At 69.3% G+C, this 25780-nt stretch carries 19 protein-coding genes and 1 riboswitch; of the genes, 11 read left to right on the top strand and 8 right to left on the bottom strand.

Going from position 1 to position 25780, the window contains the following annotated elements; all coding sequences use genetic code 11:
• Nucleotides 1–79: 79 nt before the first annotated feature.
• The 6 genes from ACNI3K_RS09160 to ACNI3K_RS09135 are packed head-to-tail and all read left to right on the top strand — an operon-like array spanning nucleotide 80 to nucleotide 6847.
• On the top strand, nucleotides 80–1600 hold the full coding sequence (locus ACNI3K_RS09160; protein ID WP_419391574.1) for an ABC transporter ATP-binding protein: 1521 nt from the start codon (nucleotides 80–82) through the stop codon (nucleotides 1598–1600).
• Nucleotides 1597–2823, top strand: a complete 1227-nt coding sequence (locus tag ACNI3K_RS09155) for an ABC transporter permease (RefSeq protein WP_419391573.1) — start codon at nucleotides 1597–1599, stop codon at nucleotides 2821–2823. Before ACNI3K_RS09160 ends, ACNI3K_RS09155 begins: the two co-directional genes overlap by 4 nt.
• Nucleotides 2820–4115, top strand: a complete 1296-nt coding sequence (locus ACNI3K_RS09150; RefSeq protein WP_419391572.1) for an ABC transporter permease — start codon at nucleotides 2820–2822, stop codon at nucleotides 4113–4115. The genes ACNI3K_RS09155 and ACNI3K_RS09150 overlap by 4 nt, the downstream gene beginning before the upstream one ends.
• Nucleotides 4116–4122: 7 nt before the next feature.
• Nucleotides 4123–4524 (top strand): cytidine deaminase, encoded by a 402-nt coding sequence (locus ACNI3K_RS09145; protein WP_419391571.1) that lies wholly within the window; start codon nucleotides 4123–4125, stop codon nucleotides 4522–4524.
• Complete coding sequence (locus ACNI3K_RS09140; protein WP_419391570.1) at nucleotides 4521–5831, top strand: thymidine phosphorylase; 1311 nt, start codon at nucleotides 4521–4523, stop codon at nucleotides 5829–5831. The genes ACNI3K_RS09145 and ACNI3K_RS09140 overlap by 4 nt, the downstream gene beginning before the upstream one ends.
• Before the next feature lie 2 nt (nucleotides 5832–5833).
• The gene (locus ACNI3K_RS09135; RefSeq protein ID WP_419391569.1) at nucleotides 5834–6847 is read left to right on the top strand and encodes a hypothetical protein; all 1014 of its coding nucleotides are present in this window, start codon (nucleotides 5834–5836) and stop codon (nucleotides 6845–6847) included.
• Nucleotides 6848–6881: 34 nt separating this feature from the next.
• On the opposite strand, the gene ACNI3K_RS09130 is transcribed toward ACNI3K_RS09135, so the two are convergent.
• Complete coding sequence (locus tag ACNI3K_RS09130; protein ID WP_419391568.1) at nucleotides 6882–8390, bottom strand: phosphatase PAP2 family protein; 1509 nt, start codon at nucleotides 8388–8390, stop codon at nucleotides 6882–6884.
• A gap of 155 nt (nucleotides 8391–8545) precedes the next feature.
• Between ACNI3K_RS09130 and ACNI3K_RS09125 the strand changes: the two genes are divergently transcribed.
• Nucleotides 8546–9613, top strand: coding sequence for an adenosine deaminase (locus ACNI3K_RS09125; protein ID WP_419391567.1), 1068 nt, complete (start codon nucleotides 8546–8548; stop codon nucleotides 9611–9613).
• A 71-nt stretch (nucleotides 9614–9684) separates the two neighbouring features.
• Here the strand turns inward: ACNI3K_RS09125 and ACNI3K_RS09120 are convergent, their stop codons facing one another.
• On the bottom strand, nucleotides 9685–9999 hold the full coding sequence (locus tag ACNI3K_RS09120; protein ID WP_419391566.1) for a DMT family transporter: 315 nt from the start codon (nucleotides 9997–9999) through the stop codon (nucleotides 9685–9687).
• Nucleotides 10000–10010: 11 nt separating this feature from the next.
• Nucleotides 10011–10074: riboswitch (guanidine-III (ykkC-III) riboswitch) on the bottom strand.
• Between the two features lie 89 nt (nucleotides 10075–10163).
• Between ACNI3K_RS09120 and deoC the strand changes: the two genes are divergently transcribed.
• Together deoC and ACNI3K_RS09110 are read left to right on the top strand one after the other, a co-directional pair.
• Complete coding sequence (gene deoC / locus ACNI3K_RS09115; protein ID WP_419391565.1) at nucleotides 10164–10862, top strand: deoxyribose-phosphate aldolase; 699 nt, start codon at nucleotides 10164–10166, stop codon at nucleotides 10860–10862.
• A gap of 256 nt (nucleotides 10863–11118) precedes the next feature.
• Nucleotides 11119–13470, top strand: a complete 2352-nt coding sequence (locus ACNI3K_RS09110; protein ID WP_419391564.1) for an ATP-binding cassette domain-containing protein — start codon at nucleotides 11119–11121, stop codon at nucleotides 13468–13470.
• Nucleotides 13471–13528: 58 nt separating this feature from the next.
• On the opposite strand, the gene ACNI3K_RS09105 is transcribed toward ACNI3K_RS09110, so the two are convergent.
• Together ACNI3K_RS09105 and ACNI3K_RS09100 are read right to left on the bottom strand one after the other, a co-directional pair.
• On the bottom strand, nucleotides 13529–15244 hold the full coding sequence (locus ACNI3K_RS09105) for a phospho-sugar mutase (RefSeq protein ID WP_419391563.1): 1716 nt from the start codon (nucleotides 15242–15244) through the stop codon (nucleotides 13529–13531).
• Nucleotides 15241–16041 carry a purine-nucleoside phosphorylase gene (locus tag ACNI3K_RS09100; RefSeq protein ID WP_419391562.1) on the bottom strand — a complete coding sequence of 267 codons (801 nt, stop codon included), beginning with the start codon at nucleotides 16039–16041 and terminating at the stop codon, nucleotides 15241–15243. Before ACNI3K_RS09100 ends, ACNI3K_RS09105 begins: the two co-directional genes overlap by 4 nt.
• Before the next feature lie 115 nt (nucleotides 16042–16156).
• On the opposite strand from ACNI3K_RS09100, the gene ACNI3K_RS09095 reads away from it, so the two are divergent.
• Nucleotides 16157–17557 carry an NAD(P)H-quinone dehydrogenase gene (locus ACNI3K_RS09095; RefSeq protein WP_419391561.1) on the top strand — a complete coding sequence of 467 codons (1401 nt, stop codon included), beginning with the start codon at nucleotides 16157–16159 and terminating at the stop codon, nucleotides 17555–17557.
• A 10-nt stretch (nucleotides 17558–17567) separates the two neighbouring features.
• Here the strand turns inward: ACNI3K_RS09095 and ACNI3K_RS09090 are convergent, their stop codons facing one another.
• From ACNI3K_RS09090 to ACNI3K_RS09080, 3 genes are all read right to left on the bottom strand, one after another.
• Nucleotides 17568–19658: an endonuclease/exonuclease/phosphatase family protein gene (locus ACNI3K_RS09090; RefSeq protein WP_419391560.1), complete on the bottom strand. Its 2091-nt coding sequence runs from the start codon at nucleotides 19656–19658 to the stop codon at nucleotides 17568–17570.
• A gap of 29 nt (nucleotides 19659–19687) precedes the next feature.
• Complete coding sequence (locus ACNI3K_RS09085) at nucleotides 19688–21481, bottom strand: acetyl/propionyl/methylcrotonyl-CoA carboxylase subunit alpha (protein ID WP_419391559.1); 1794 nt, start codon at nucleotides 21479–21481, stop codon at nucleotides 19688–19690.
• A 159-nt stretch (nucleotides 21482–21640) separates the two neighbouring features.
• Nucleotides 21641–22315: a Maf family protein gene (locus ACNI3K_RS09080; RefSeq protein ID WP_419391558.1), complete on the bottom strand. Its 675-nt coding sequence runs from the start codon at nucleotides 22313–22315 to the stop codon at nucleotides 21641–21643.
• Nucleotides 22316–22466: 151 nt separating this feature from the next.
• Here ACNI3K_RS09080 and arfA point away from each other — a divergent pair, with 151 nt between their 5' ends.
• Complete coding sequence (gene arfA / locus ACNI3K_RS09075; protein ID WP_419391557.1) at nucleotides 22467–23975, top strand: arabinosylfuranosidase ArfA; 1509 nt, start codon at nucleotides 22467–22469, stop codon at nucleotides 23973–23975.
• 12 nt (nucleotides 23976–23987) lie between these two features.
• Here the strand turns inward: arfA and ACNI3K_RS09070 are convergent, their stop codons facing one another.
• Nucleotides 23988–25679 carry an MFS transporter gene (locus ACNI3K_RS09070; protein ID WP_419391556.1) on the bottom strand — a complete coding sequence of 564 codons (1692 nt, stop codon included), beginning with the start codon at nucleotides 25677–25679 and terminating at the stop codon, nucleotides 23988–23990.
• Nucleotides 25680–25780 lie beyond the last annotated feature (101 nt).

Genomic DNA, 25780 nt, shown 5'->3' with positions numbered 1-25780 from the left:
GTGCCGCGTAGACGCGGCACGCCCCTCGTGCTTGACTTGACAGGCCGCGACCGCGGCACGGGCTGAGGAGGACGACGGCGTGAAACTTGAGCTCCGCGGTATTACCAAGAAGTTCGGTGACTTCACCGCCAACGACAGCATCGACCTGCTCGTCGAGCCGGGCACGGTGCATGCGCTCCTCGGTGAGAACGGCGCGGGCAAATCCACGCTGATGAACGTGCTGTTCGGCCTGTACGACGCCGATGAGGGCGAGGTCCTTCTCGACGACGAGGTGCGGACGTTCGCGGGCCCGGGCGATGCCATGGCTGCGGGCATTGGCATGGTCCACCAGCACTTCATGCTGGTCCCCGTGTTCTCCGTCGCCGAGAACGTCATGCTCGGCCACGAGCAGGTGAAGGGCCCCGTCAAGCTGCTCGACCTCGACGCCGCCCGCAGCAAGGTCCGCGAGCTGTCCGACAAGTTCGGGTTCGACGTCGACCCGGATGCGCTCGTCGAGGACCTGTCAGTGGGTGCCCAACAGCGCGTCGAGATCATCAAGGCCCTCTCGCGCGACGCCGAGGTGCTGATCCTCGACGAACCCACCGCCGTCCTCACCCCCCAGGAGACCGACGAGCTGCTCGAGATTGTCCGCCAGCTCCGCGACTCCGGCACCGCCGTGGTGCTCATCACGCACAAGCTTCGCGAGGTCAAGGCCGTCGCCGACACGATCACCGTGATCCGCCGCGGAAAGGTGGTCGGCACGGCCAAGCCGACCGATTCGCAGGAGGAGCTCGCCTCGCTGATGGTCGGGCGCGACGTCTCGATGACCGTCGACAAGGGCGAGGCCGACCCGGGCGAGCCCATGCTGCGCGTCGAGAAGCTGACGATGGTCGACGAGGCCACCGGCGTGACTCGCGTGGAAGACGTCTCTCTCGAGGTGCGCGGCGGCGAAATCCTCGCGGTAGCGGGCGTCCAGGGCAACGGCCAGACCGAACTCGCCGAGGCGATCCTCGGGCTGCTCCCCATCACTAGCGGCCGCGTGACCCTCGACGGCAATGAGTTGAAGAGCCGGTCGATCCGTCAAAACCTCGACGCGGGCATCGGTTTCGTCCCCGAGGACCGGACCGAGGACGGCGTGGTCGCCGCCTTCACGGTTGCCAACAACCTGATCCTCGACCTCTACGACCGCTCTCCGTACTCTCGTCGCGGTGCGATCGACCCGAAGGTCGTGCGCGAACACGCCGAGGAGCAGGTCGAGAGGTTCGATGTGCGCACCACCTCGACCCAGGCACTCACCGGTTCGCTGTCGGGCGGCAACCAGCAGAAGGTGGTGCTGGCCCGTGAATTGGCGCGAGACCTCAAGGTGCTGATTGCCTCGCAACCCACGCGCGGCCTCGACGTCGGGTCGATCGAGTTCGTGCACAAGCGTCTCATCGAGGAGCGCGACAAGGGTGTGGCGGTCATCATCGTCAGCTCGGAGCTCGACGAGGTCTACGCCCTCGCGGACCGCATCGCGGTGATGTACCACGGCAAGGTCGTCGACATCGTCTCCCCGGAGACGGATCGCGACACCCTCGGCCTCATGATGGCCGGGGCCCATGGCGAGGAGGAGGCCGCGTGAGCGACTCGAGCGTGACAGAGAAGCCCGAGCAGGACTCCGCGGAGTCCGGCGGCGACCGATCGCGGGGTGTGCTGCGCGAGATCCTCGAGAGTTCGACGCTCGTGGTCGTGATGGCCGTGGTGGCCTCGCTCGCGATCGGCGGTCTCCTGGTGATCTTCGCCGACGAGGCCGTGCGTGAGGCGTCCGTCTACTTCTTCTCCCGACCGGGAGACACTTTCGCCGCCATGGGAGCGGCTCTCGGAGCCGCCTACACGGCGATCTTCCAGGGCGCCGTGGTGAACCTCGACGCGGACAGCTTCACCGCATTCATCCGGCCCTTCACGCAGACCCTGACCATGGCGACACCGCTGATCTTCGCCGGGCTGGGCCTTGGCATTGGGTTCCGCGCGGGACTGTTCAACATCGGCGCCCAGGGCCAGCTCCTCATCGGAGCGACCCTCGGCGCGTACGTCGGGTTCGCCTGGGACCTGCCATGGGGGATCCATCTGCTCGTCGCCGTCGTCGGCTCCGCCATCGGCGGTGCGGTCTGGGGGTTCATCCCCGGTTTCCTCAAGGCCCGCACCGGCGCGCATGAGGTCATCGTCACGATCATGCTCAACTACATCGCCCTCAACTTCGTGGCATGGCTGCTGACGCTCGAGTCCTTCCAGCGTGCGGACAGCAACAACCCCATCACTCCAGTCGTGGACGAGACCTCGCAGTACCCGCTGATCCTCGGGTCGGGCTTCAACCTGCATCTGGGGTTCCTCTTGGCCCTCGCGTGCGCGGCGGGAGTCTGGTGGCTGATGGAGCGTTCGACCTTGGGCTTCGAGTTCCGCGCCGTGGGGGCAAACCCGCGCGCCTCGCGCACTGCGGGCATGAGCGTCGCCAAGAGTTACGTCCTGGTCATGGTGATCGCCGGTGCGCTGGCGGGGCTCGCCGGCTCGGCGCAGGTGCTCGGCACCGAGAAGGTGCTCACCACCGCGACGGCTGGGTCGCTCGGCTTCGACGCGATCACGGTCGCGCTGCTGGGGCGTTCGCGACCCTTGGGCACTGTCATGGCGGCGATCCTGTTCGGCGGGCTGCGCGCCTCAGGCCCCACCCTGCAGGTCCAGGCCGGGCTGCCCGTCGACATCGTGTTCGTCATCCAAGCGCTGATCGTGCTCTTCATCGCGGCGCCGCCGCTCGTGAGGTCGATCTTCCGGTTGCCCGCCCCCGCCCACGAGAAGGAGGTGGCGGCATGACCACCACGGTCGGAACACCCACCTCGCCCACCGCGGGCGACGCACCTGTGCCGCCCCGTACCAAGTCGTGGCGATCCTCCATCATCCTGGGTGTTGTCGCACTCATCTCTCTGCTGATCTTCGGGTTGACCACGACGGCGGGATCGCAGACCAACTTCGTCATCGCCACCAACTCGGACTTCGTGAAGCTGCCGAGCCTGAGCCTCCCCGCACAAATCGCTGCCATCACCTTTTCCGTCATTGCTCTTCTGCTGGCAGGCTGGACGGCGTACCGCGCGAACCAGTACCGCAAGGTCGGACTGTGGCTCCCCATCGTGTTCGGCATGGCCGTCATGGGGGCGCTGCTGACCTGGGCCGGGGCCGGGCGCGACAACACCACGATCCAGCTGACCGGGCTGCTCACGAGCGCGCTGTTCCTGGCGGTGCCGCTCGTGTTCGGAGCGCTCGCGGGAACGCTGTGCGAGCGCTCTGGCATCATCAACATCGCGATCGAGGGACAACTGCTGGCGGGCGCATTCCTCGCGGCGCTCGTGGGCTCGATGGCTGGCAACGCCTATGTGGGGATGATCGCGGCTCCGCTGGCGGGTGGCCTGGTGGGGCTGTTGCTCGCGATCTTCGCGACCAAGTACTGGGTCAACCAGATCGTCGTCGGAGTGGTCCTGAACCTGCTGGTGCTGGGGCTCACGAGCTTCTTCTACAGCACCGTGATGACCGACAACCCCGACCTCAACCGGTCGCTGGGCATGGCCCGCATCGACATCCCGATCCTGTCCGGCATCCCCGTGATCGGTCCGGTGCTGTTCAACCAGAACCTGCTTGTCTACATCATGTACGCGGCCGTGATCGTGCTACAGATCATGCTGTTCCGCTCGCGCTGGGGACTGCGCGTCCGCTCCGTCGGGGAGCACCCCAAGGCCGCCGACACCGTGGGCATCAAGGTCAACCGCACGCGCATCCGCAACACGGTGCTGGGCGGCGCGGTCGCCGGGCTGGGCGGGGCATTCTTCACGGTGGCCTCCGGCCTCGCGTTCGGCAAGGAGATGACCGCAGGCAAGGGCTATATCGCGCTCGCCGCCATGATCCTGGGTCGGTGGAACCCCAAGGGCGCGTTGGCTGCGGCCCTGCTGTTCGGCTTCGCAGACGCGCTGCGTGTGCAGCTGGGCATCATCGGCTCCGACATCCCGTCCCAGTTCCTCGCGATGACGCCGTACCTCGCGACCATCCTGGCCGTCGCCGGACTCGTGGGCCATGCACGCCCGCCGGCCGCCGAGGGCACCCCGTACAAGAAGTAGGAGGGCCATGCTCGACATCGACTGGGAGGCCCTGCGCGCCGCGGCACGCGAGGTCTCGACCCGAGCGTACGTGCCGTACTCGAAGTTTCCCGTGGGCGCCGCCGCTCTGACCGAGTCCGGCGAGACCGTGGTGGGAGCGAACGTCGAGAACGCGAGCTACGGCCTCACGCTGTGCGCCGAGTGCGCGCTCGTCTCGAAGCTCCACACCGATCACGGCGGCGGGCGGCTGGTGGCCTTCACCTGCGTGGACGCTCACGGCAGCCTGCTCGCTCCGTGCGGGCGTTGCCGGCAGTTGCTGTTCGAGCACGGCGGCCGCGCGCTGCTGGTCGACACGGCCGACGGTGTCCTGACGATGGACGAGTTCCTGCCCGGAGCATTCGGGCCCGACGACCTGGGAAGGGTGTCATGACTGAGAGACACGACGCCGTCGACGTGATTCGCGTCAAGCGCGACGGAGGCACCCTGAGCGACGACCAGATCGACTGGGTCGTCGACGCCTACACGCGGGGCGCCGTCGCGGACGAGCAGATGAGCTCGCTCGCCATGGCGATCCTCCAACGCGGCATGAGCCGCCAGGAGATCGCGCGCTGGACCGCCGCCATGATCGCCACGGGCGAGCGGCTGGACTTCTCGGATCTGGGCAAGCCCACCGCGGACAAGCACTCAACCGGCGGCGTCGGCGACAAGATCACCCTTCCCCTCGCCCCGCTGGTCGCCGCCTACGGAGTGGCCGTGCCGCAGCTCTCGGGCCGAGGCCTTGGCCACACCGGAGGCACTCTCGACAAGCTCGAGTCGATCCCGGGCTGGCAGGCCTCGCTGTCCAATGAGCAGATGCACGCTCAGCTGCGCGACGTGGGCGCAGTGATCTGCGCGGCGGGTTCCGGCCTCGCCCCCGCGGACAAGAAGCTCTATGCGCTGCGCGACGTCACCGGCACCGTGGAGTCCATCCCGCTCATCGCCACCTCGATCATGTCCAAGAAGATCGCCGAGGGCACAGGCACGCTGGTGCTCGACGTCAAGGTCGGCTCGGGGGCGTTCATGAAGGACCTCGATCAGGCGCGCGAGCTCGCGCGCACGATGGTCGAACTCGGGACCGATGCGGGAGTCTTCACCTCCGCGCTGATCACCGACATGTCGACCCCGCTCGGGCGGACCATCGGCAACGGTCTCGAGGTGACCGAGTCCGTCGAGGTGCTCGCCGGGGGCGGTCCGGCCGACGTGGTCGAGCTGACCGTTGCTCTTGCGAAGGAGATGCTTGCCGGTGCGGGGATCACCAACGTTGACCCGGCCGAGGCGCTGAAGGACGGGCGCGCGATGGACGCCTGGCGGCGCATGATTGCGGCTCAGGGCGGCGACGTCGATGCGACCATGCCGACCGCGCCGCACATCGAGGAGGTGCGCGCGGAGGCCGACGGCGTGATCACTCGGCTCGACGCACTGGGCGTGGGCGTCGCCGCGTGGCGTCTGGGAGCGGGGCGCGCCCGCAAGGAGGACCCGGTCCAGGCATCGGCCGGAGTCACCTTGCACCGCACGCTGGGCGAACGGGTCTCCAAGGGCGACGTCATCATGACGCTGCACACCGAGACGGACACCAGGATGCCACGGGGCATCGCGGCTCTGGCCGAGGCCTGCGGCGGCGACGGTGCGGTCGAGATCTCGGCAGAAGCCGGCGTCGACAGGCAGATCGTGCTCGACCGCGTGGGCACGGCCACCTGAGCGTGGGCTGGACCGCCACGTCCGTGGCCGCGTCCGTCGCGGCCTCGTTCGGCCTGCGCGGTCGGTGGTCGGACCGGTACTCGGCGGCGCATGCCGCCGGCCGCGCGCAGCGCGGCGGCCCCGATACCGACACCGTGTTCACCCGCGCGTATGCGCGAGTGCGTGCCCGCGCATCGGCCGCCGATGCGAAGGCGCTCGACACCTCGCGTGCCGCGCTGGGCGACGACGCGGGGCTCATCGAACGCGCCGTTGCCTCGGGCGCGCCCATCACCGCGATCGCCGGCTTCGCTGCCGCGTGGGACACCTTTCCGCGCACCGCGCAACAGGCGATCCGGCATCCGGCTGGCGCGGGGCTGGGGCACGTGCGGTTCGGGAACGTCAAGGCCACGCAGGTCGACGAGACCACCTGCGGCGCTGCCGTGATGGCGATGATGCTGATGATGGGCGACCCGCTAGTGGCAGCGTGGCTCATGACCGGCAGGCACTTCGGCGACTACCTGCCCCGCGAGGTCCTTGCAATCACGCTCGGGGAGCCCGGCGCGCGCACCATCGACGAACGCTGGCACGCGCTGCAACGGGTGCTACACGCGCAGACCACCCGGCGGGCGGTGCTTGGCGCGCCATGGCCGCGAGCCTTCGGTACGCCGCCGTGGCGGGTCGACGACGAGACGCGATTCGCTGGCCTCGCCTTCCGCGGAGCGGTGCTGGACGATTCGGACCCCGACGCGGTAGCCGCGGCCATCGCCCACGCATCGGCTGCCCTGCGCGACGGCATCCCGGTGCCGCTGTACACCTCCGGGGACTCGCGCTCGGGCCTGTCGACGGTCATGCCGCGCCACGTGGTGCTGCTCACGGGCCGCACGGAGCACGGATTCCAGGTGTACGAGCCAGGCTCGGGACGGGTGCTGCCGCTCGCCGAGGCGCGCATGTACGGCGCGGGACCCAAGGAGCCCGCATACGGGCAATGGACGCGCGCGAGCTGGATGGTACTTCCGAAGGCACGCCGCCGCTCCTGACGGTCCGCAGGTGTGCCGCCATAAGGGCCGGTCTCTAGGGACGCCGCTCCGGCACCGCGGCGTACGGAGGCGAGAGCAATACTCGGACGACCGCGAACAGCCACAGCACGCCGAGAAGCAGCCCGCCCAGAACGTCGAGCACGTGGTGCGCGCCCAGCATCACCCGCGCCACCATGATCGCGGTGACGATCACGACCACGGGCGCGACGGCGAGCCAGCGCCAACGGCTATGCAGGTAGGTGATGGCGAGCGCGCACAGCGCGCCGTAGCTGGCGACCGCCGCGGCGACGTGGCCGGAAGGAAAGCTCCCGCCCTGGGGCAGGCTCGACGTGTAGTCGTTGTCGAGAGGCCGGGCCCGGCCAACGGCCTGGCTGGTGATCAGGTAGAGCACGAGCTCGCCGACGACGGCCACGATCACGAAGACTGCGGGTCGCCAACTGCCCCTGAAGGCGAGCCCCATGATGATGCCGGTGATCGCCACCGCAACGATGCCCCAGGTGCCCGACAGTCCCGCGACGGCGTGCGCCGCATCCACCCGTTCGGGCGTCCTCGAGTCGAGAACGGACTGGGTGACCCGCGTGTCCCACTCCATCACGGCGTTCCCTGCGGACGAGCCGAAGGCCGCGATCCCTGCGCCCGCGATGACGATCGCGATGATGAGCCCCGCGACGGCCAGCTGCATGATCGAGCGCCGGCCCTGAGGGAGAATGCTCTCCTTCACCGGCGCCGCACGCAGGCCCAGGGTGGGCTGCTCGCCAAGGCCGGGTTCGCGTGGCTCGTTGCGATATCGCAGCCATCGCCGGAATGTGGCTGTAGTGATGGCCAGCCACAAGGCGCCGAGAGCCCATCCGGCGACGACATCGCTCACGAAGTGCACGCCCAAGGCGAGCCGCGTGAACCCCGTGAGCAGGATGAACACAACCGTGCCGATTACCAGCGCTGGTCGGTGAGAGGGGCGGATGACGGACAGCGCCACCAACGCCACCGCTCCCCACACCACTGTTGCGGTCATCGCATGCCCGCTCGGAAAGCTGGCGTTCGTCGGAAGCTCGGAGACTGGGAGGGCGACGTCTGGGCGGACACGGTCGACGTAAGCCTTGGTGACAGGTGCCAGGACGGCGAGGCCTAGTCCGGTGACAGCAAGGTAGGCGGCCAGCCGGTACTGGCGGCGCACCAGCATGAACGCGGCAGTGACGCCGAGCACGTAGGCGGCTGTCGCGCCACCGCCGATCTCGGTGATGTACTCCAGCACCGTCACCAGGATCGGGGACTCGTTGGCGACCTCGTTGAGGCCCTCCGCCACCTCGACGTCGAGCCTGACCAGCGGTGCCCATTCCGCTTGGACCAGAGTCATGAGAACCAGGAAGGGCACCGCGCCGGCGAGGACTGCGGCCAACCCCAGCGCGGCGAGGCGGGTGAAGCGGTGCCCCCCGGCGAGCGACATATCAGCGTCATCCACGTGTGCGGAGACCAATGCATCGGGCTCGCTGGGCGGGCGTGCGTCGATGGGGTGCGGCGGCGGGGTCTCGTCGGGGTGCGGCATCGTTCCTTCCCACGGGCTGCTGCGTCGTGAATGGGCCTTCCACGTTACCGAGCGTGGGCATCGCGCGCCGGGCGAGGTCCCCGCCCGGGGACCATCGGCGACAGCTTGCCGCTGGCGTGACTGCAGCACGGCCGCACCACGACTAGCCTGGTCACATGAGCCTCACCCACGATGACATCGTCTCCCTCCCCAAGGTCCTCCTCCACGATCACCTCGACGGAGGCCTGCGACCCTCGACTCTGATCGAGCTGGCGGCCGAGATCGACCACGAGCTGCCCTCGACCGACCCCGACGAGCTCGCGACGATCTTCGTGAACAACGCGAACTCCGGCGACCTCGTGCGTTACCTCGAGGCGTTCGCCCACACCACCGCCGTGATGCAGACCGAGGACAACCTGCGCCGCGTGGCGCGAGAAGCCGTCATCGACCTCGCCGCCGACGGCGTGATCTACGCCGAGCTCCGCTACGCACCCGAGCAGCACGTCGCAGGGGGCCTCGAACTCCAGCAGGTCGTCGAGGCCGTGCAGGCGGGCATCCAGGAGGGCGTGGGGGAGGCCGCCGAGGCGGGCCGCACCATCCGTGCCGGCGCATTGCTCGACGCGATGCGCCACCTGGACCGCTCTGACGAGATCGCCGCGCTCGCGATCGTCAATCGCGACCGCTGCTGTGTGGGCTTCGACATCGCAGGCCCCGAGGCAGGGTTCCCTGCGAGCAACCACGCCGCCGCCTTCACCGCGCTGCGCGCTGCGCATATGCCGGTCACCATCCACGCCGGTGAGGCCGCAGGCGCGGACTCGGTGGACGACGCCCTGTTCCAGGGTGCCCGCCGGATCGGCCACGGAGCGCGAATCCACGAAGACATCGAGGGATTCGGCACCGACGAGCCCGAGCTCGGCCTGATTGCTCGTCACGCGCTTGACCAGCAGATCCCGCTCGAGCTGTGCCCCACGTCGAACCTTCACACGGCTGCGGCGACGTCCATCGAGGACCACCCGATCCACTCCTTACGCGATCTCGGCTTCGCGGTGACCATCAACACGGACAACCGCCTCGTCTCGGGCGTGTCGATGTCGGGCGAGTTCGCCGCTCTCGTGGAGGCTGGCTGGACCAAGGACGACCTGCTCGAGGCGACGCTGTCCGCCGCGTGGGGCGCATTCCTGCCCTACGAGGAGCGCGGCGACCTCGCCGAGCTGATCCTCGAAGGGTTCGGCGTCGACCTCTAGCCCCGTCCGGCACTGGTTGTCGCATCTGGCTCCTCGGCGACCGCTGTCCGGCACTCATTGTCGCCGGGGAGTCAGTGAGCGAGTTTGAGGCCCCCGACGCAAGCCACGATCCCGAGGATCAGCAGCACCTTGACGACAGAGAACGACTCGGCGCCGGTGGCCATCGCATAGATGACGGTCAGTGCCGCGCCGATCCCTACCCAGACCGCATACGCGGTGCCGACGGGCAGGGTGCGGAGCGCGTACGCGAGCCCGCCCATGCTCGCGATCAGGGCGACTCCGAAGATCACGGACGGCCACAGGCGGGAGAATCCCTCGCTTCGGCTGAGCGCGGTCGCCCAGACGGCCTCGAGCACCCCAGAGATGATGAGCACGATCCACGACATGACGTTTTCCTCCTGAGACGTCTTGTCGTGCCACCGGGTACGTCACCTCGTCCGGGAGCCGGGTTCCGGCTCTGGCCTCGAGGATCCCACGCGCCCGCGCGGGTGGCAACACGGCGGCGCGCGTAGGCTGGACCCAGACCCTTATGATCTTTTGGAGGAACGCCATGACCCTTTCTCGCGACGAACTCGCCCGCTACGTCGACCACACCCTGCTGAAGCCCGAGGCGACCCCCGCCGACGTCAAGGCGCTTGTGGCGGAGGGCGCCGAACTGAGCGTGTTCTCCGTATGCGTGTCCCCGTCGATGCTGCCGGTGGACGTGCCGGAGGGCCTCGCGGTGGCGGTGGTGTGCGGCTTCCCGTCGGGCAAGCACCACTCGTCAGTGAAGGCCGCAGAGGCCGCGCTCGCCATCGCGCAGGGCGCCGACGAGATCGACATGGTGATCGACATCGCCGCAGCCAACGACGGCCGGTTCGACGACGTGGAGGCCGACGTGGCCGCCGTGCGCGGGGCCGTGCCCGAGGGCAAGGTTCTCAAGGTCATCATCGAGTCTGCTGCCCTGACCGACGAGGCGATCGTGGGCGCGTGCCGCGCCTCCGAGGCCGCCGGCGCAGACTTCGTCAAGACCTCGACCGGCTTCCATCCCGCCGGCGGCGCGACGGTCGAGGCCGTGCGGCTGATGGCCGACACGGTGGGTGGGCGCCTGGGCGTCAAGGCCTCGGGCGGCATTCGCACGGCCGATGCGGCCCTCGCCATGATCGACGCCGGCGCCACGCGCTTGGGGCTGTCGGGCACCCGTGCGGTCCTGGATGGACTGGACGGCGACTCGGTCCCGGCCACCGCTCCGGAGCCCGCGGGCTACTAACTCCTCGCCCTCTCCGCACCCCTTCCCGCCTTAGCGCCCTAGCGGGCGCTGAGCGCCGGTTTTGGCGCGCCCGTGAATCCTGGCGGGCACTCAGTGTCGCGCGCCGACCGAGCCGGCCCGCGCATCGGCCGCCCGTACGCGACAGTGAGTGCCGGACAGCGGGCCGCGAACGCGCGTAGGCGACAACCAGTGCCGGACAGAGCGCGGGTGGCACAATCGTGTCGCAGCGACGGCCGCGCCCCAGGGGAGGACCACCATGACCGACCACACGGCGGATAGCCACGACTTCATCACAGTGCGCGGCGCCCGGGAGAACAACCTCAAGGACGTCTCGGTCGAGATCCCCAAGCGGCGCCTCACGGTGTTCACGGGGGTCTCGGGTTCGGGCAAGAGCTCGCTCGTGTTCGGCACCATCGCCGCCGAGTCGCAGCGCATGATCAATGAGACGTATCCCGCGTTCGTGCAGGGGTTCATGCCGAGCATGGATCGCCCCGACGTGGACACGCTCGAGGGCCTCACCACCGCGATCATCGTGGATCAGGAGCGCATGGGCGCCAACGCGCGCTCGACGGTCGGCACCGCGACGGATACCAACGCGCTGCTGCGCATCCTGTTCAGTCGCCTGGGCCAGCCTCACGCGGGGTCCCCTAATGCCTACTCGTTCAACGTGCCGTCGGTGAAGGCAGCGGGGGCGATCACCATCGAGCGCGGGGGCAAGAAGACCCAGAAGGTTGCCTTCACGCAGACCGGCGGCATGTGTCCGCGATGCGACGGCATGGGACACGTCAGCGACATCGACCTCACCCAGCTGTTCGACGAGTCCAAATCGCTGAACGCCGGTGCGATCACCGTGCCCGGCTACACCGCCGACGGCTGGTACGTGCGCATCTTCACGGCCGTGGTGCCGGCCGACAAGCCCATCAAGGACTTCACCAAGAAGCAGCGCGAGGACTTCCTCTACGCGGCGCCACGCAAGATCAAGTTCGACAACATGAACATGACCTACGAGGGCCTGGTGCCGCGCATCCAGAAGTCGATGCTGTCCAAGGACAAGGAGTCGATGCAGCCGCATATCCGCGCCTTCGTGGAGCGCGCAGTCACCTTCCAGACGTGCCCCGAGTGCGAAGGGACGCGGCTGTCGGAGGGTGCGCGATCGTCGCGCATCGGCGGTATTTCCATCGCCGATGCGTGTGCGATGCAGATCTCCGAGCTCGCCCAGTGGGCGGGCGGCTTGGACGAGCCCTCCGTCGCCCCGCTGCTCGCGGCGTTGGGGGAGACTCTGGAGTCGTTCGTGGAGATCGGGCTCGGCTACCTGTCGCTGGACCGGCCCACCGGTACGCTCTCGGGCGGCGAATCGCAGCGCACCAAGATGATCCGTCACCTGGGGTCCGCGCTCACCGACGTCACCTACGTTTTCGACGAGCCCACCGTGGGCCTGCATCCGCACGACATCCAGCGCATGAACGGGCTGCTGCTGCGGCTGCGAGACAAGGGCAACACGGTGTTGGTCGTCGAGCACAAGCCCGAGTCGATCGCGATCGCCGATCATGTGGTGGACCTGGGGCCGCGCGCGGGCTCCGCGGGAGGCGAGGTTGTGTTCGAGGGCACTGTTGACGCCCTCCGTGACGCGGATACTCTCACCGGCCGCCATCTGGGGGACCGCGCTTCCCTTAAGGACGAGGTGCGCGAGCCGAACGGCGCGATCGAGGTGCGCGGCGCATCGGCGCACAACCTTCAGGGCGTGGGCGTGGACATCCCCACCGGCGTGCTGACAGTGGTGACTGGGGTCGCCGGCTCGGGCAAGAGTTCGCTCATCCACGGCTCGGTCGCGGGGCGCGAGGGCGTCGTGGCGATCGACCAGACCGCGATCCGCGGCTCGCGCCGGTCGAGCCCCGCGACCTATACGGGCCTGCTGGAGCCGGTCCGCAAGGCGTTCGCGAAGGCCAACGGGGTCAAGGCCGCGCTGTTCAGCGCCAATTCCGAGGGTGCGTGCCCCACGTGCAAAGGTTCGGGCGTGATCGAGACGGACCTGGGTCCCATGTCGACGGTCACCACCACCTGCGAGGAGTGCGGCGGTAAGCAGTTCCACGCCGCAGTGCTCGAACTCACGCTTGGCGGCCGCGACATCCACGAGGTGCTGTCGATGTCGGTCGACGAGGCCGCGGCCTTCTTCTCAGAAGGCGAGGCCCGGACCCCTGCGGCCCACAAGGTGCTGGCGCGGCTTGCGGAGGTCGGGCTCGGATATCTCACGCTCGGCCAACCCCTCACGTCCCTGTCAGGCGGGGAGCGTCAGCGTCTCAAGCTCGCGGTGTCGATGGCCGATGCCGGGGGCGTCTACGTTCTCGATGAGCCCACGTCCGGGCTGCACCTCGCGGACGTCGAGCAACTGCTCGGGCTGCTGGACCGGCTGGTCGACTCCGGTAAGTCCGTGATCGTCATCGAGCACCACCAGGCGGTGATGGCGCACGCGGACTGGATCATCGACCTGGGACCGGGTGCCGGACACGACGGCGGTCGGATCGTGTTCGAGGGCACACCGGCCCAGCTCGTCGAGGACGGCTCGACGCTCACCGGTCAGCACCTCAAGGAGTACGTCACCCGACAATGAGTGCCGGAGAGGACGCCAGCACTCGCCCTAGGCGACAGTGAGTGCCGGACAGGGAGGGTTAGGCGAGGAGGGCGCGAACGTCGGTCTCCAGGTCCGCCATTGCTCGCTCCGCTCGCTCGCGGGCTGAGCCCACGTCTCCGTCCACCTGTGCGATCACCTCGAGGTAGGCCTTGACCTTCGGTTCGGTTCCCGACGGACGGATGATGACTCTCGCGCCGGACTCGGTTGCGAGATGCAAGCCGTTCGTCGGCGGCAACCCCTGGAAGCCGTCGTTCATGTCGTCCGTCTTGGTCACGGGCGAGCCCGCAAGGGTGGCAGGCGGCGAGTCCAGCAGGCGGGTCATCAGCGCCGGAATCTCCGCGACATCCGTGAACCGCGCCGAGACCTGCCGGCTGAGATAGACGCCGTGCTCGCGTGCCAGGTCGTCGATCGCATCGGCCAGGGTGCGGCCCGCGGCCTTCAGCTCGGCGACCAGGTCCGCCACCATGACGGCCGCGCTGATGCCGTCCTTGTCGCGCACCAGGTCCGGAGCCACGCAGTACCCCAGTGCCTCCTCGTAGCCGAACACCAGCCCGGGCTCGCGGGCGATCCACTTGAAGCCAGTCAACGTGTTCGCGTGAGCTAGTCCGTGGTGCTCGGCAATGCGCGCGAGCTGCTGGGAGGAGACGATCGAGTTGGCCAGCACAGCCGAGCCGGGCGCCTCGCCGTGGCCCACGCGGGCCGCCACCCGTTCGCCGAGCAGCGAGCCCACCACGTCGCCATGGAGCATGCGCCACTGCCTGTCCAGGACGGTGGCGACCGCCGCGCGGTCGGCATCCGGGTCATTGGCGATGACCACGTCGGCGTCGACCTTCTCAGCCAAGGCCAGCGACAGGTCGATCGCGCCGGGCTCCTCGGGGTTGGGGAAGTCGACCGTGGGAAAGTCGGGGTCGGGCTCGGCCTGCTCGGGAACCGTGTGCAGGTCGGTGAAGCCTGCGGCGCGCAGCGCCGCCTCGACGGTGTCGCCGCCCACACCATGCAGGGGGGTGAGGACGATCCGCACGGCCGCACGCGCGGCTGCGTCGGCCTGCGCGGGAGGCCCCGCCACCGCTGCCGCCGCGGCCACGTAGTCGTGCACCACATCCTCGTCCAGCGTGGTCCAGCCGGCTTCCGCGCGCGGCACCGAGGTGACGGTCTCGACGGCCGCGATGCGCGCCGCGATCTCAGCGTCGTAGGGCGGCACGATCTGCGCGCCTTGGCCGTCGCCGGGCACCACGCGTCCACCGAGGTAGACCTTATAGCCGTTGTCCTGCGGCGGATTGTGTGATGCGGTGACCATCACGCCCGCGTCGGCGTCGAGCGCCCGAGTCGCATACGCGAGCACCGGCGTCGGTAGCGTGCGAGGCAGCAGCAGCGCATCGTGGCCGGCGGCCGTCATCACTGCGGCCGTGTCGACCGCGAACTGGCGAGAGCCGTGGCGCGCGTCGTAGCCGACCACCACGCGGGCCGGACCTTCGATGCCGAGCTGGACGAGCGCATCGGTCAAATACCGAGCGAGGCCGGACGCCGCGCGGATCACGACGGCGCGGTTCATGCGGTTCGGGCCGGCACCCAGCCGCCCGCGCAGTCCGGCCGTGCCGAACTCGAGCGGGCCCCGGAACCTGTCGGCGAGGTCGTCGCTCGCCTTGGCGTCCCCCGCCCTGTGCGCGGCGAGCACCGCCTCCAGCTCCGCCTGGGCGTCGGCGTCGGGGTCGTCGGCGATCCACTCCTCGGCGAGCGTGGCGATGTCCGTCATCGCATTCCCTCCACGATGTCGGCCAGCAGCCGCGAGATGCGCGGTCCTGAAGACGAACCCACGTCGAGCACCTCCTGGTGGTTGAGGTTGTCGCCGCCGATCCCGGAGGCGAGGTTGGTGACGAGCGACAGTCCCAGGATCTCCAGCCCCGCCTCGCGGGCCGCGATCGCCTCAAGAGCGGTGGACATGCCCACGAGGTCCGCCCCGAGGGTGGTCGCCATGCGCACCTCGGCCGGAGTCTCGTACTGAGGGCCTGAGAACTGGATGTAGACACCGCTGGGCAGCTCAGGGTCGATCGACAGCGCCAGGTCGCGCAAGCGCGGCGAGTACGTCTGGGTCATGTCGACGAACGTGGCGCCCTCGAGCGGCGTCGCGCCGGTGAAGTTGATGTGATCGGACATCAGCACCACGGACCCAGGACCGACCTCGGGGCGCGTCGACCCGCAGCCGTTGGTGACCACCAGCTGCTTGCACCCCGCAGCGGCGGCCATCCGCACCGCGTGAGCGACCTTGCCCGCATCCCGCACCTGGTAGTAGTGCTGACGCGCGCCCAGCACGAGGATGTGGCGGCCGTCCTCGGTGCGCAGCGCGCGCATGTCCGCGGAGTGGCCGGCAACGGCATGCGCGTCGAACCCGGGCAGGTCCGCCGCGGGCACGGACGAGATCTCCTCCCCGATGAGGTCGGCCGCGCCGCCCCAACCGGAGCCCAGGATCAGGGCGATATCGAAGTGGTCGACGCCGGTGGCGGCGCGCAGGGTCTCGGCGGCCTCGGAGGCTCGGGTGAATGCATCAGTCATACCTCGAGACTATCGCCGGGACGCACTTGTGCACGGCCGATGCGCAAGCTGGGCGGCTGACTGCGTCTCACGCCGGATCTTCGGCGCGCGCGAGGAGTTGCGCAACAATGGACGCATGGCAACTCGCATTGTGATCATCGGCGGCGGCCCGGGCGGATACGAGGCGGCGCTGGTCGCCGTCAAGGAGGGAGCCGAGGTGGTGCTCATCGAGCGCCAGGGCCTCGGCGGAAACGCCGTGTTGACGGACGTCATGCCGTCCAAGACGGTCATTGCGACCGCCGAGTGGCGCACCATCGCCGATCGCGCCCCGCAGTTGGGCATCCGGGACGCCGACGGCACCGGCACGCGGGAGTTCGCGGAGCACGTGGTGGACCTCGCTGCGGTCAACGAGCGCGTGCGCAAGCTCGTGCTCAAGCAGTCGCACGACATCGCCACGAGGATGGCGACCAACGACATCCAGGTCATCGACGGCGAGGCAAGGCTGCTCAGCCCCACCGAGGTCGAGGTGAATGGCGAGATCATCGAAGCCGATGCGGTGCTGATCGCGACGGGCGCGCGGCCGCGCACGCTGCCCACGGCGGAGCCCGATGGAGAGCGGATCCTCACCTGGAAGCAGCTGTACGACATCGATGCCCTTCCCGAGCACCTCATCGTCGTGGGCTCGGGCGTGACCGGCGCAGAATTCGCTGGGGCATACCGGCTGCTGGGCTGCGAGGTGACTCTCATCTCATCTGGTGAGCGGGTGCTCGCGACCCAGGACCCGGAGGCCGCCGATCTCATCCAGGAGGTGTTCTCCTCGCGCGGCATGACGGTGCTGGGGGAGTCGCGGGCTGCGGCCGTAGAGAACACGGGTGACGGGGTCCGTGTCACCCTCACCGACGGCCGCGTGATCGAGGGATCGCACTGCCTGATGGCCGTGGGATCGGTGCCGAACACTTACGGCATCGGGCTGGAAGAGGCGGGCGTCGAGCTCGACGAACGTGGCAACATCCGCGTGGACCGCGTCTCGCGCACGACCGCGCGGGGTGTCTACGCGGCGGGAGACTGCACCGGGGTGCTGCCGCTCGCCTCGGTCGCGGCGACCCAGGGCCGCATCGCGATGGCGCACGCGCTCGGCGACGCCGTGCACCCGCTCGACCTGGGAACCGTCGCCGCGAACGTGTTCACCGCCCCCGAGATCGCATCGGTCGGCGCCACCGAGGCCGAGCTGATCGAGCGCGGCATCTTCTACGAGGTCTCCAAGCTCGACCTCGCCCGCAATCCGCGCGCGAAGATGCTCGGCATCGACACGGGGTTCGTGAAGATCTTCGGTCACACCGTCACCGGGCAGATTCTTGGCGCGGTCATCGTGGGGTCGCGCGCGGGCGAGCACATCTTCCCGCTGTCGCTGGCAGTGGCCCATCACCTCACGGTGGATGACGTCGCGAGCGCCTTCACTGTGTATCCCTCGCTGTCGGGCACCACCTCGGAGGTGGCGCGCCGCCTGCATCACATGCAGGAGCCCAGCGAGCGCTGACGGGTGCGAGCTAGTCGCTTGGCGACGGGCTCGGGCTGGCCGATGCGCTCGGCGAGGGTGAGGGCGCAGGTGCGGGCTGCACCTCGTTGAGATCCGCCTCGGGGTCCGTGGGCGCAAGCGCGCCGGTGCTCGCACGGGCGGTCAGCGGCCAGTGATCGGACCACGGCAGCGAGCGCAACTCGAACTCGGTGAACTCGACGTTGCGCCCGAAGAGGTAGTCGATCTGCGCCGCCTGCTCGCCCGTGAGGTCGGGGCCCACGTAGGTGGGGCCGATGACGCCGATCTCCTCCTGCGCGCTGGCGAAGCCGGCGTCGATCATCGCCCGGTGCACCGGAGAGCCGGGCTCGACGTTGAAGTCGCCGCCGACGACGGTGGGCTGGGGCGCGTCCAACCATGCGAGGAGCTCCTCCACCTGGGTGACCCGCGTCTGGTCCGCGTCGTCCGTGGACTGCAGATGCGCGGAGGCGTACGTCGCCCCCATGAAGTCCACCGCGAGCGCGCTGCGACCCTGGGGGCCGTCGCCGTACGACAGCTCGAGCGTGCGGGGATCCGCGTGGGGGCGAGAGGTGAGGATGAGGTTGCCGAACTGGCGGTCGTGCGCCGCGGCGAAGGAGTAGGGGAGGTCGAGCTCGCCCGCGAGGAACTCCACCATGTCGGTCCCGCCTCCGAGGAGCCAGCCGCGCTGAACCTCCTGGAGCATCGCGACATCAGTGCCCTGCAGCGCTGCGGCGATCTCGTCGGGGTCCACTCGCGGTCCTGCGCCGGCCTCGTGGGTGACGCCAAAGTGGACATTCCAGGACGTGACGTACGGCGCCTGGATGAAATCGGCCGAGTACACGCGCGGCTGCTCGTACGTCGTATGCGTCCACGCGCCCACCCCGATGGCGGCGACCACGCCGAGCGCCGCCGCGAGCGGCACGCCCGGTGCGATCCACCCGGACGGGCGGGTGTTGCCCTCGGGTGCGACATCGGGGGAGTGGGAGTCCGGCTCGAGGACGGAGTCGTCAGTGCCGTGCGTGCGGTCTGGCTCGAGACCCGCAGCCCGGGCGTCCGCCGCGCCGTCTGCGGACCACGCCCGCCACGTTCCATAGGTCAGCACGGCGACGCCAGCCGCGACGGCGACGGTGAGCGGCGGCACGCCGAGCGAGATCTCGTAGTCGAGTTGCATCACGAGCGCGGGACCGATCATCGCGAGACCGAAAACGAGGGCAGCGACGAGCCGCCTTGCCGGCGTGCTGGCGGCGGGTCGCAGCGCGTGAGCGGCGGCGAGCGTCGTCGCAGCAGTTGCGACCGGGAGAGCGAGGGCGGCGTCCGTTCCCGGCAGCAGCATCACGACCGCGAGCGCGACTGCGCCCACGGCTGCGATGACTGCAGTGACGACGCGGGACACGCGGTGGACCTGCGCCGCGAGCCCGGCTCCCAGGCACAGGGACACGATGGTGATCGCGGCGCCCGCAGACATCCGCAGGTCGGTCTGGGCGTTCACCCAGCCGACGTTGGCGAACGCGAAGACGAGCAATGACCAGTGAAGCCCGAACGCCCACCACCCGCGAGAAGAAGGAGCCGGCTCGAGAGTGCGACCCAGGGCACCCGCGGCGATGGCGAGCGCCGCGACGAGGCCCATCGCGATCCAGCCCAGCAGGTCCTCGCGCCACACGGCGTCCCACGTGCGCAGGACGGTGTGTTCGACCACGGCTGCGGCCACGCCCAGCGCAGTGCCGGCCAGCGCCGTCCCCGACCCACCGTTGCCGATGGCGACGCGGGTGGTCATCACCACACCCGCGATGGCGAAGGCCACCAGGTACAGGCCCGCGGCGATGAGCCAGCCGCCGCCGATGAAGGGCAGCCCGAGACGCAGCACCGCCAGCACTCCCAGCAGGTACAGCACCACGATGCCATGACCGAAGTGGCGACCGACCATGGCCGCGAGCCACGCCAGCACGCCGCCGCCCGCGAAGGTGCCGATGGCGGCGGCCACCGCGATGATCAGGGAGTCCTCGTAGAGAGGGACCAGCAGCGGGCCGGCGGTACGGATCGAGTCGAGCAGCAGCCATGACGCCACTGCTACGAGAAAGAGCGCGCGACGCTGAGCGGAGATCATAGGGACACGCTACCTGCCGAGCGGCGCGGTCAGGTGGCGTCGGCGATATCGCAGATGAGGGTGCCGGAGCTCACGGACGCGCCCACGGCATGCTGGAGGCCGGTCACCACCCCGGCCTTGTGAGCGAGCAGCGGCTGTTCCATCTTCATCGCCTCGAGCACCACCACGAGGTCGCCCTCGGCAACGACGGCGCCCTCCTCGACGGCGATCTTCACGATCGTGCCCTGCATGGGCGACGTGAGCGTCGAGCCGGACGCGGATCGGGCCGCTCCATTTCCGGTGCGGCGGGCACCGCGTCGAGCCGGTGCGCCGCGGCGGGCTCCCGCGCGGCCGGCCTGGGCGAGCGACGCGGGCAGCACGACCTCGAGACGTTTGCCGCCGACCTCCACGATGACGCGCTCGGTGGCCTCCGCCTCGTGCTCCTGATCCGCGCCGGCGCCGGCGCCGCCCAGCGCCGCGACCGTGTCTGCGAACTCGGACTCGATCCAGGTGGTGTAGATGCCGAAGTCCCCCTGTGCGGCCACGAACTCGGGGGCGTCGAGGACCGCGCGGTGGAAGGGCAGCACCGTCGGCATGCCTTCGACCACCATCTCGGCCAGCGCGCGTCGAGAACGGGCGATCGCCTGCTCTCGCGTGGATCCGGTGACGATCACCTTAGCGATCATCGAGTCGAAGTTCCCGGAGACGGTGTCGCCCTCGCGCACGCCGGCGTCGATCCGGACACCGGGCCCGGTCGGGAAGCGCAGGGTGTGAAGGCGGCCGGGGGAGGGCATGAAGTTGAGCGCGGGGTTCTCGCCGTTGATGCGGAACTCGATGGAGTGGCCGCGGGTCACGGGGGCGAGGTCCGTGATGGACTCTCCTGCGGCGATGCGGAACTGCTCGCGCACCAGGTCCACGCCCGTGACCTCCTCCGTCACCGGGTGCTCGACCTGGAGGCGGGTGTTGACCTCGAGGAACGAGATGGTGCCGTCGACGCCCACCAGGAACTCGCAGGTTCCGGCACCCTCGTACCCGGCCTCGCGCAGGATCGCCTCGCTCGAACGGACCAGCGTGGCGTTCTGCTCGTCCGTCAGGAACGGCGCGGGGGCCTCCTCGACGAGCTTCTGGTGGCGGCGCTGCAGCGAGCAGTCGCGAGTGGACACCACCACGACGTTGCCGTGGCGGTCCGCCAGGCACTGGGTCTCGACGTGACGCGGGCGGTCGAGAAACCGCTCGACGAAGCACTCGCCGCGGCCGAAGGCGGAGACCGCCTCGCGGGTCGCGGAGTCGAACATCTCGGGGATCTCCTCGCGGGTGCGGGCGACCTTGAGGCCGCGGCCGCCGCCACCGAAGGCCGCCTTGATCGCCACGGGAAGGCCGAACTCGTCCGCGAAGGTGAGGACCTCTTCCGCGTTAGCGACCGGGTCTTTGGTGCCGGGGACCAGCGGGGCGCCGGCGCGTTGCGCGATGTGGCGCGCCGAGACCTTGTCTCCCAGTGCGTCGATCGCAGCGGGCGACGGGCCGATCCAGGTGAGGCCGGCCTCGATGACGGCGCGTGCGAACCCCGCGTTCTCCGCGAGGAACCCATATCCCGGATGGACAGCCTGCGCACCAGAGCGGAGCGCCACGTCGATGATCCGCGAGATGTCGAGGTACGTCTCGGCTGCAGTGGACCCTCCGAGCGCATAGGCCTCGTCCGCGAGGTGCACGTGCGGGGCATCCCTGTCGGGCTCCGCGTAGACGGCGATGGACGTCAGCCCCGCGTCCGCACACGCGCGGATCACACGGACGGCGATCTCGCCACGATTGGCAATGAGGACAGAGGAGAAGGCAGACACGTCCATCACGGTAGCGCGTGCCCGGGGCTCGCCCGGGGTGCGCGGGCCGGGGTACCGAGAACTTTGGTGCGCGGACTAAGGCCGCAGCAGTGCCTTTGTCGGTTATCTACAATGAACTTGGGGGTTCCTTGGGTTACGACCCCGTAGGTTGTGCCGAGTGCACAATCAGCGCGCGGTCCGCAGCTCGTGGATGTCGACGCCCAGGCCGCGCAGCAGCCTGCGCAGCAGGGGCAGCGATACCCCCACCACGCCGTGGAAGTCGCCCACGATGCGCTCCACGTACGGCCCACCCAGGCCATCGACCGTGAATGCCCCCGCGACGCCCAGCGGTTCTCCCGTCGCCACATAGGCGTCGATCTCGGCGTCGGACAGGTCCGCGAACTCGACCACGGTCGAGGACGTGTCGCCCGCGAGCGTGGGCTGTCCCGTCTCGGCCCGGCGTTCGCTGCGGTTGTCGACCAGCGCATGGCCGCTGTGGAGTACTCCCGTGCGCCCGCGCATCGCGCGCCAGCGCTCGCGCGCCACCTCGGCCGTGCCGGGCTTGCCCAGGATCTCGCCGTCGAACTCGAGCATGGAGTCGCAGCCCAGGACGATGGCATCGGGACGGTGGCGCTCCACGACGTCGTCGGCCTTCGCGCGAGCGAGCAGGTACGGCTGATCGGCCAGCTCGAGGGGAGCGCCGATGCCCGCCTCAGCTCGAGCGGCGAACTCGGCTCGAGCCCGAGCCAGCACCGCATCCTCGTCGACGGCGGACACGATCACCTGCGGCTCGATGCCGGCCGAGCGCAGCGTCGCGAGGCGCGCAGGGGACTGAGAGGCGAGGACGAAGGGGACAAGCATGGGGCAAGGCTAGCCGCGGCGTCACCGGGCATGAAAGTTCCATGGCAATTGGCGGTGCGCGGACGCTCAGGCACGTGGGGCTCGGCCCGCTCGCCGGTAGCCTCTACGGCGACAGCGCGTGATCGCGCTCGGCGCGAGCGAAGGAGCATCCGTGGCAAAGGCGAACCTGACCATCCGACCCGGCGGCCGCATCGGCCCCGTGGAGCGGAGACTCTTCGGGGGGTTCGTCGAGCACTTGGGCCGCCACATATATTCGGGAATCTACGAGCCCGGACACCCCACCGCTGACGCCGACGGGTTTCGCGGGGACGTGATCGACCTCGTGCGCGAGCTCGGCGTGAGCGCCATCCGGTATCCGGGCGGGAACTTCGTGTCCGGGTACCGCTGGGAGGACGGCGTGGGGCCGCGCAAGGAGCGGCCGCGCCGGCTCGACCTCGCGTGGCATTCCACCGAGACCAACGAGGTGGGGCTCCACGAGTTCTCTGCGTGGCTCGAGCGTGTGGACAGCGAGTTGATGCTGGCGATCAACCTCGGCACACGTGGTGTGCAGGAGGCGCTCGACCTGCTCGAGTACTGCCGGATCCGCGGCGGCACGGACTTGTCGGAGGCCCGGCGCGCGAACGGGCGCGACGAGCCGTTCCAGGCGCGCATGTGGTGCCTCGGAAACGAGATGGACGGGCCGTGGCAGCTAGGTCACCGGAACGCCGATTCATATGGTGAGCTGGCGGCGCGGACGGCGCGCGCGATGAGGCAGGTTGACCCCGACCTGGAACTGGTGGTGTGCGGATCATCCGCCCGCAGCATGCCCACGTTCGGTCACTGGGAGCGCACGGTGCTCCGTCACGCGTACGACGAGGTCGACTACATCTCTTGCCACGCGTACTACGAGGAGCACGACGGCGACGCGGCGAGCTTCTTGGCCTCCGCGGTCGACATGGACGCGTTCATCGAGGAGGTCGCGGCCATCGTGGATGAGGCGCGCGAGGCCGCGGGCTCGGACCGCACCGTGGGCATCTCGTTCGACGAGTGGAACGTCTGGTACATGCGGCGATTCATGGAACAAGAGAAGATCACCGACATCGAGCACTGGCCCGAGGCCCCGCGCCTGCTCGAGGACCGCTACAGCGTGCTCGATGCGGTGGTGTTCGGCTCGCTGCTGATCTCGCTCGTGAGGCACGCGGACCGGGTAACGAGCGCTTCGCTCGCTCAGTTGGTCAACGTGATCGCGCCGATCATGACCGAGCCTGGCGGCCCGGCCTGGCGCCAGACCACGTTCTACCCGTTCGCGCTGACGTCGAGGCTCGCTCGGGGGGAGGCTCTCGCCGTGACGGTGGAGTGCCCGTCGGTGTCGACCGAGCGGCACGGGGACGTTCCCGCCGTCACGGCCGTCGCCACGCGAGACGAGGGCGTCGCCGCAGTGTTCGCCGTGAACCGGTCGCTGGGCGAGTCGATCGAGGTGAGTGTCGACGTGGCGTCGCTCGGTGCCACGCGGGTGGGCGAGGCTCACGTGCTGTCCGACCCCGACGTCTATGCCGCGAACTCGCTCGACGAGCCCGACCGGGTCGTGCCGCGCGCGCTCGAGACCCGGCTGGACGGGAGCGTGCTGACGTTTACGCTCCCGCCCGTGGCGTGGGCCGCGGTGTCTCTCGAGGTCGAATGAGTCCCGAGCTTCCTACTTTGACGGGGCGGTCGAGTGGGGGGCAGCGCCGGCGGCCGATGCGGGGGCTGGGTTCTCGGCCTCGTCAGCCGAGACGTCGTCCTGGAGTGCGCTTCCCGGCTCCCCGGACAGCGACTTGTCCCCGCGGGGCAGCGCGATCAGCATCAGGATCGCGGTGCCCATGGCGATGAGCGCGGAGATCATCATGGCGTGCTGGTTGGCGTCCATGAACGCCTCCTGGGCTGCGAAGGCGATCTGAGCCGCGGCATCTGCCATCGACCCGCCCTCGACCGCCATCCCGTCAGTGACCGCGATGGCCCCGGCCAGGGAGTCGCCCACGGCTCCGCCGGCCTCGTCGGGCAGGTCCGCGGCGACGGAGGAGATGTTGGAGGCGTACTGGTTCGCGATGAGCGAGCCGAGCACCGCGATGCCGAGCGATGCCCCGAGCTCTCGCGTGGTGTCGTTCATCGCGGATCCCATCCCGGAGCGGTTGCGCGGCACAGAGGACATCATCATGTTGGTCGCCGGGGTCATGACTAGCGCCATGCCGAGCGTGACGAGGGACATCGCGATCAAGAAGTCCCAGTAGGACGGGACCGTGGGCCACGTGGTCATGAGGCCAAAGCCGCCGGCGATGAGCAGCAGGCCGGGGATGACGGTCCAGCGCGTGCCGACCTTCTCGACCAACTTGGGCACCATCGGCCCCACGATCATCATGGGCAGCATCGCGGGAATGAACGCGACCGACGTGATGAGCGAGTCGTAGTCCATCACCAGCTGGAAGATCTGGGTCATGCCAAAGAAGGCACCCATCATCGCGAAGAACGTGAGCGTCACGGAGATCACGGACAGCGTGAAGCGGGCGCGGCGGAACAGGCTCAGGTCGAGCATGGGGTACGCGACGCGGTTCTCCCACCAGATGAACGCGGCGAGCGCGGCGACGCCCGCAACGGCCGCGATGATCGTCGTGGTGTCCTCGAAACCGTGAGACGGCGCTTCCATGATCGTGTACACGATCCCGGCCAGTGCGGCGGTGACGAGGGCACCGCCCACCCAGTCCACGGGCGTGACCTTCTCGTCGACCGACTCGGGCACGATGCGCCACGTGACGACGAGGGAGATGACGCCGAACACGGCGCCCAAGATGAAGGCCGAGTGCCAGTCGAAGAAGTGCAGCAGGATGCCGGTGAGCACGGAGCCGATCATCATGCCTACGCCGGCGACTGCCGCCCAGATCGCGATGGCCTTGGGGCGCTCCTTGGAGGGGAACACTACGTTCACCAGCGACAGCGTGGTGGGCATCACCAGCGCGCCGCCGATCCCCATCACCGCGCGGGAGGCGATGAGCTCGCCGCCAGTGGCGGCGAACAGTGGTGCGTAGAGCGAGGCGAGCACGAAGATGACGAGGCCCGCCATCATCGTCCGCTTGCGCCCGTAGCGGTCCGCGATGGCTGCGGCGATGAACAGCAGCGCGGCGAACACCAGGGCGAATGCTTCGACCACCCACGTGAGCTCGAGCTGTGTGAGCGAGAAGTCGACCGCGAGGTCCGGCAGAGCCAGGTTCAGGCTCATGTTCGCGATCATGGCTGTCATCAGTCCCAGGCACAGCGTTGCGAGGATCGCCCAGCGACGGCGGAAGGTGCGCTCGGAGATCCCCTCGGCGAGGGCATCGTCGAGGGTGACGGGCGTCGCGGCAGGCGTAGGCATGGTGCCTCCAGGCAGAAGAAGAGTGGGGACCCCGGCGGCGGGGACGGATGCAACAATAGTTCGTGTGGGGCGAAGTATCAAGCGCCGATGCGTGGCGGCCT

It is taken from the genome of Demequina ureilytica (assembly GCF_048553575.1).
Taxonomy (GTDB): domain Bacteria; phylum Actinomycetota; class Actinomycetes; order Actinomycetales; family Demequinaceae; genus Demequina.
The sequence above is the reverse complement of the archived record's forward strand: the minus strand, read 5'-3'. Positions and strand labels throughout refer to the sequence as shown.

Excerpts from the sequence above, each read along its gene's own strand:
- ACNI3K_RS09150 (WP_419391572.1), top strand. The coding sequence starts at position 2,820 with ATGACCACCACGGTCGGAACACCCACCTCGCCCACCGCGGGCGACGCA.
- ACNI3K_RS09145 (WP_419391571.1), top strand. The coding sequence starts at position 4,123 with ATGCTCGACATCGACTGGGAGGCCCTGCGCGCCGCGGCACGCGAGGTC.
- ACNI3K_RS09140 (WP_419391570.1), top strand. The coding sequence starts at position 4,521 with ATGACTGAGAGACACGACGCCGTCGACGTGATTCGCGTCAAGCGCGAC.
- ACNI3K_RS09130 (WP_419391568.1), bottom strand. The coding sequence starts at position 8,390 with ATGCCGCACCCCGACGAGACCCCGCCGCCGCACCCCATCGACGCACGC.
- ACNI3K_RS09125 (WP_419391567.1), top strand. The coding sequence starts at position 8,546 with ATGAGCCTCACCCACGATGACATCGTCTCCCTCCCCAAGGTCCTCCTC.
- ACNI3K_RS09120 (WP_419391566.1), bottom strand. The coding sequence starts at position 9,999 with ATGTCGTGGATCGTGCTCATCATCTCTGGGGTGCTCGAGGCCGTCTGG.
- deoC (WP_419391565.1), top strand. The coding sequence starts at position 10,164 with ATGACCCTTTCTCGCGACGAACTCGCCCGCTACGTCGACCACACCCTG.
- ACNI3K_RS09110 (WP_419391564.1), top strand. The coding sequence starts at position 11,119 with ATGACCGACCACACGGCGGATAGCCACGACTTCATCACAGTGCGCGGC.
- ACNI3K_RS09105 (WP_419391563.1), bottom strand. The coding sequence starts at position 15,244 with ATGACGGACATCGCCACGCTCGCCGAGGAGTGGATCGCCGACGACCCC.
- ACNI3K_RS09100 (WP_419391562.1), bottom strand. The coding sequence starts at position 16,041 with ATGACTGATGCATTCACCCGAGCCTCCGAGGCCGCCGAGACCCTGCGC.
- ACNI3K_RS09095 (WP_419391561.1), top strand. The coding sequence starts at position 16,157 with ATGGCAACTCGCATTGTGATCATCGGCGGCGGCCCGGGCGGATACGAG.
- ACNI3K_RS09090 (WP_419391560.1), bottom strand. The coding sequence starts at position 19,658 with ATGATCTCCGCTCAGCGTCGCGCGCTCTTTCTCGTAGCAGTGGCGTCA.
- ACNI3K_RS09085 (WP_419391559.1), bottom strand. The coding sequence starts at position 21,481 with ATGGACGTGTCTGCCTTCTCCTCTGTCCTCATTGCCAATCGTGGCGAG.
- ACNI3K_RS09080 (WP_419391558.1), bottom strand. The coding sequence starts at position 22,315 with ATGCTTGTCCCCTTCGTCCTCGCCTCTCAGTCCCCTGCGCGCCTCGCG.
- ACNI3K_RS09070 (WP_419391556.1), bottom strand. The coding sequence starts at position 25,679 with ATGCCTACGCCTGCCGCGACGCCCGTCACCCTCGACGATGCCCTCGCC.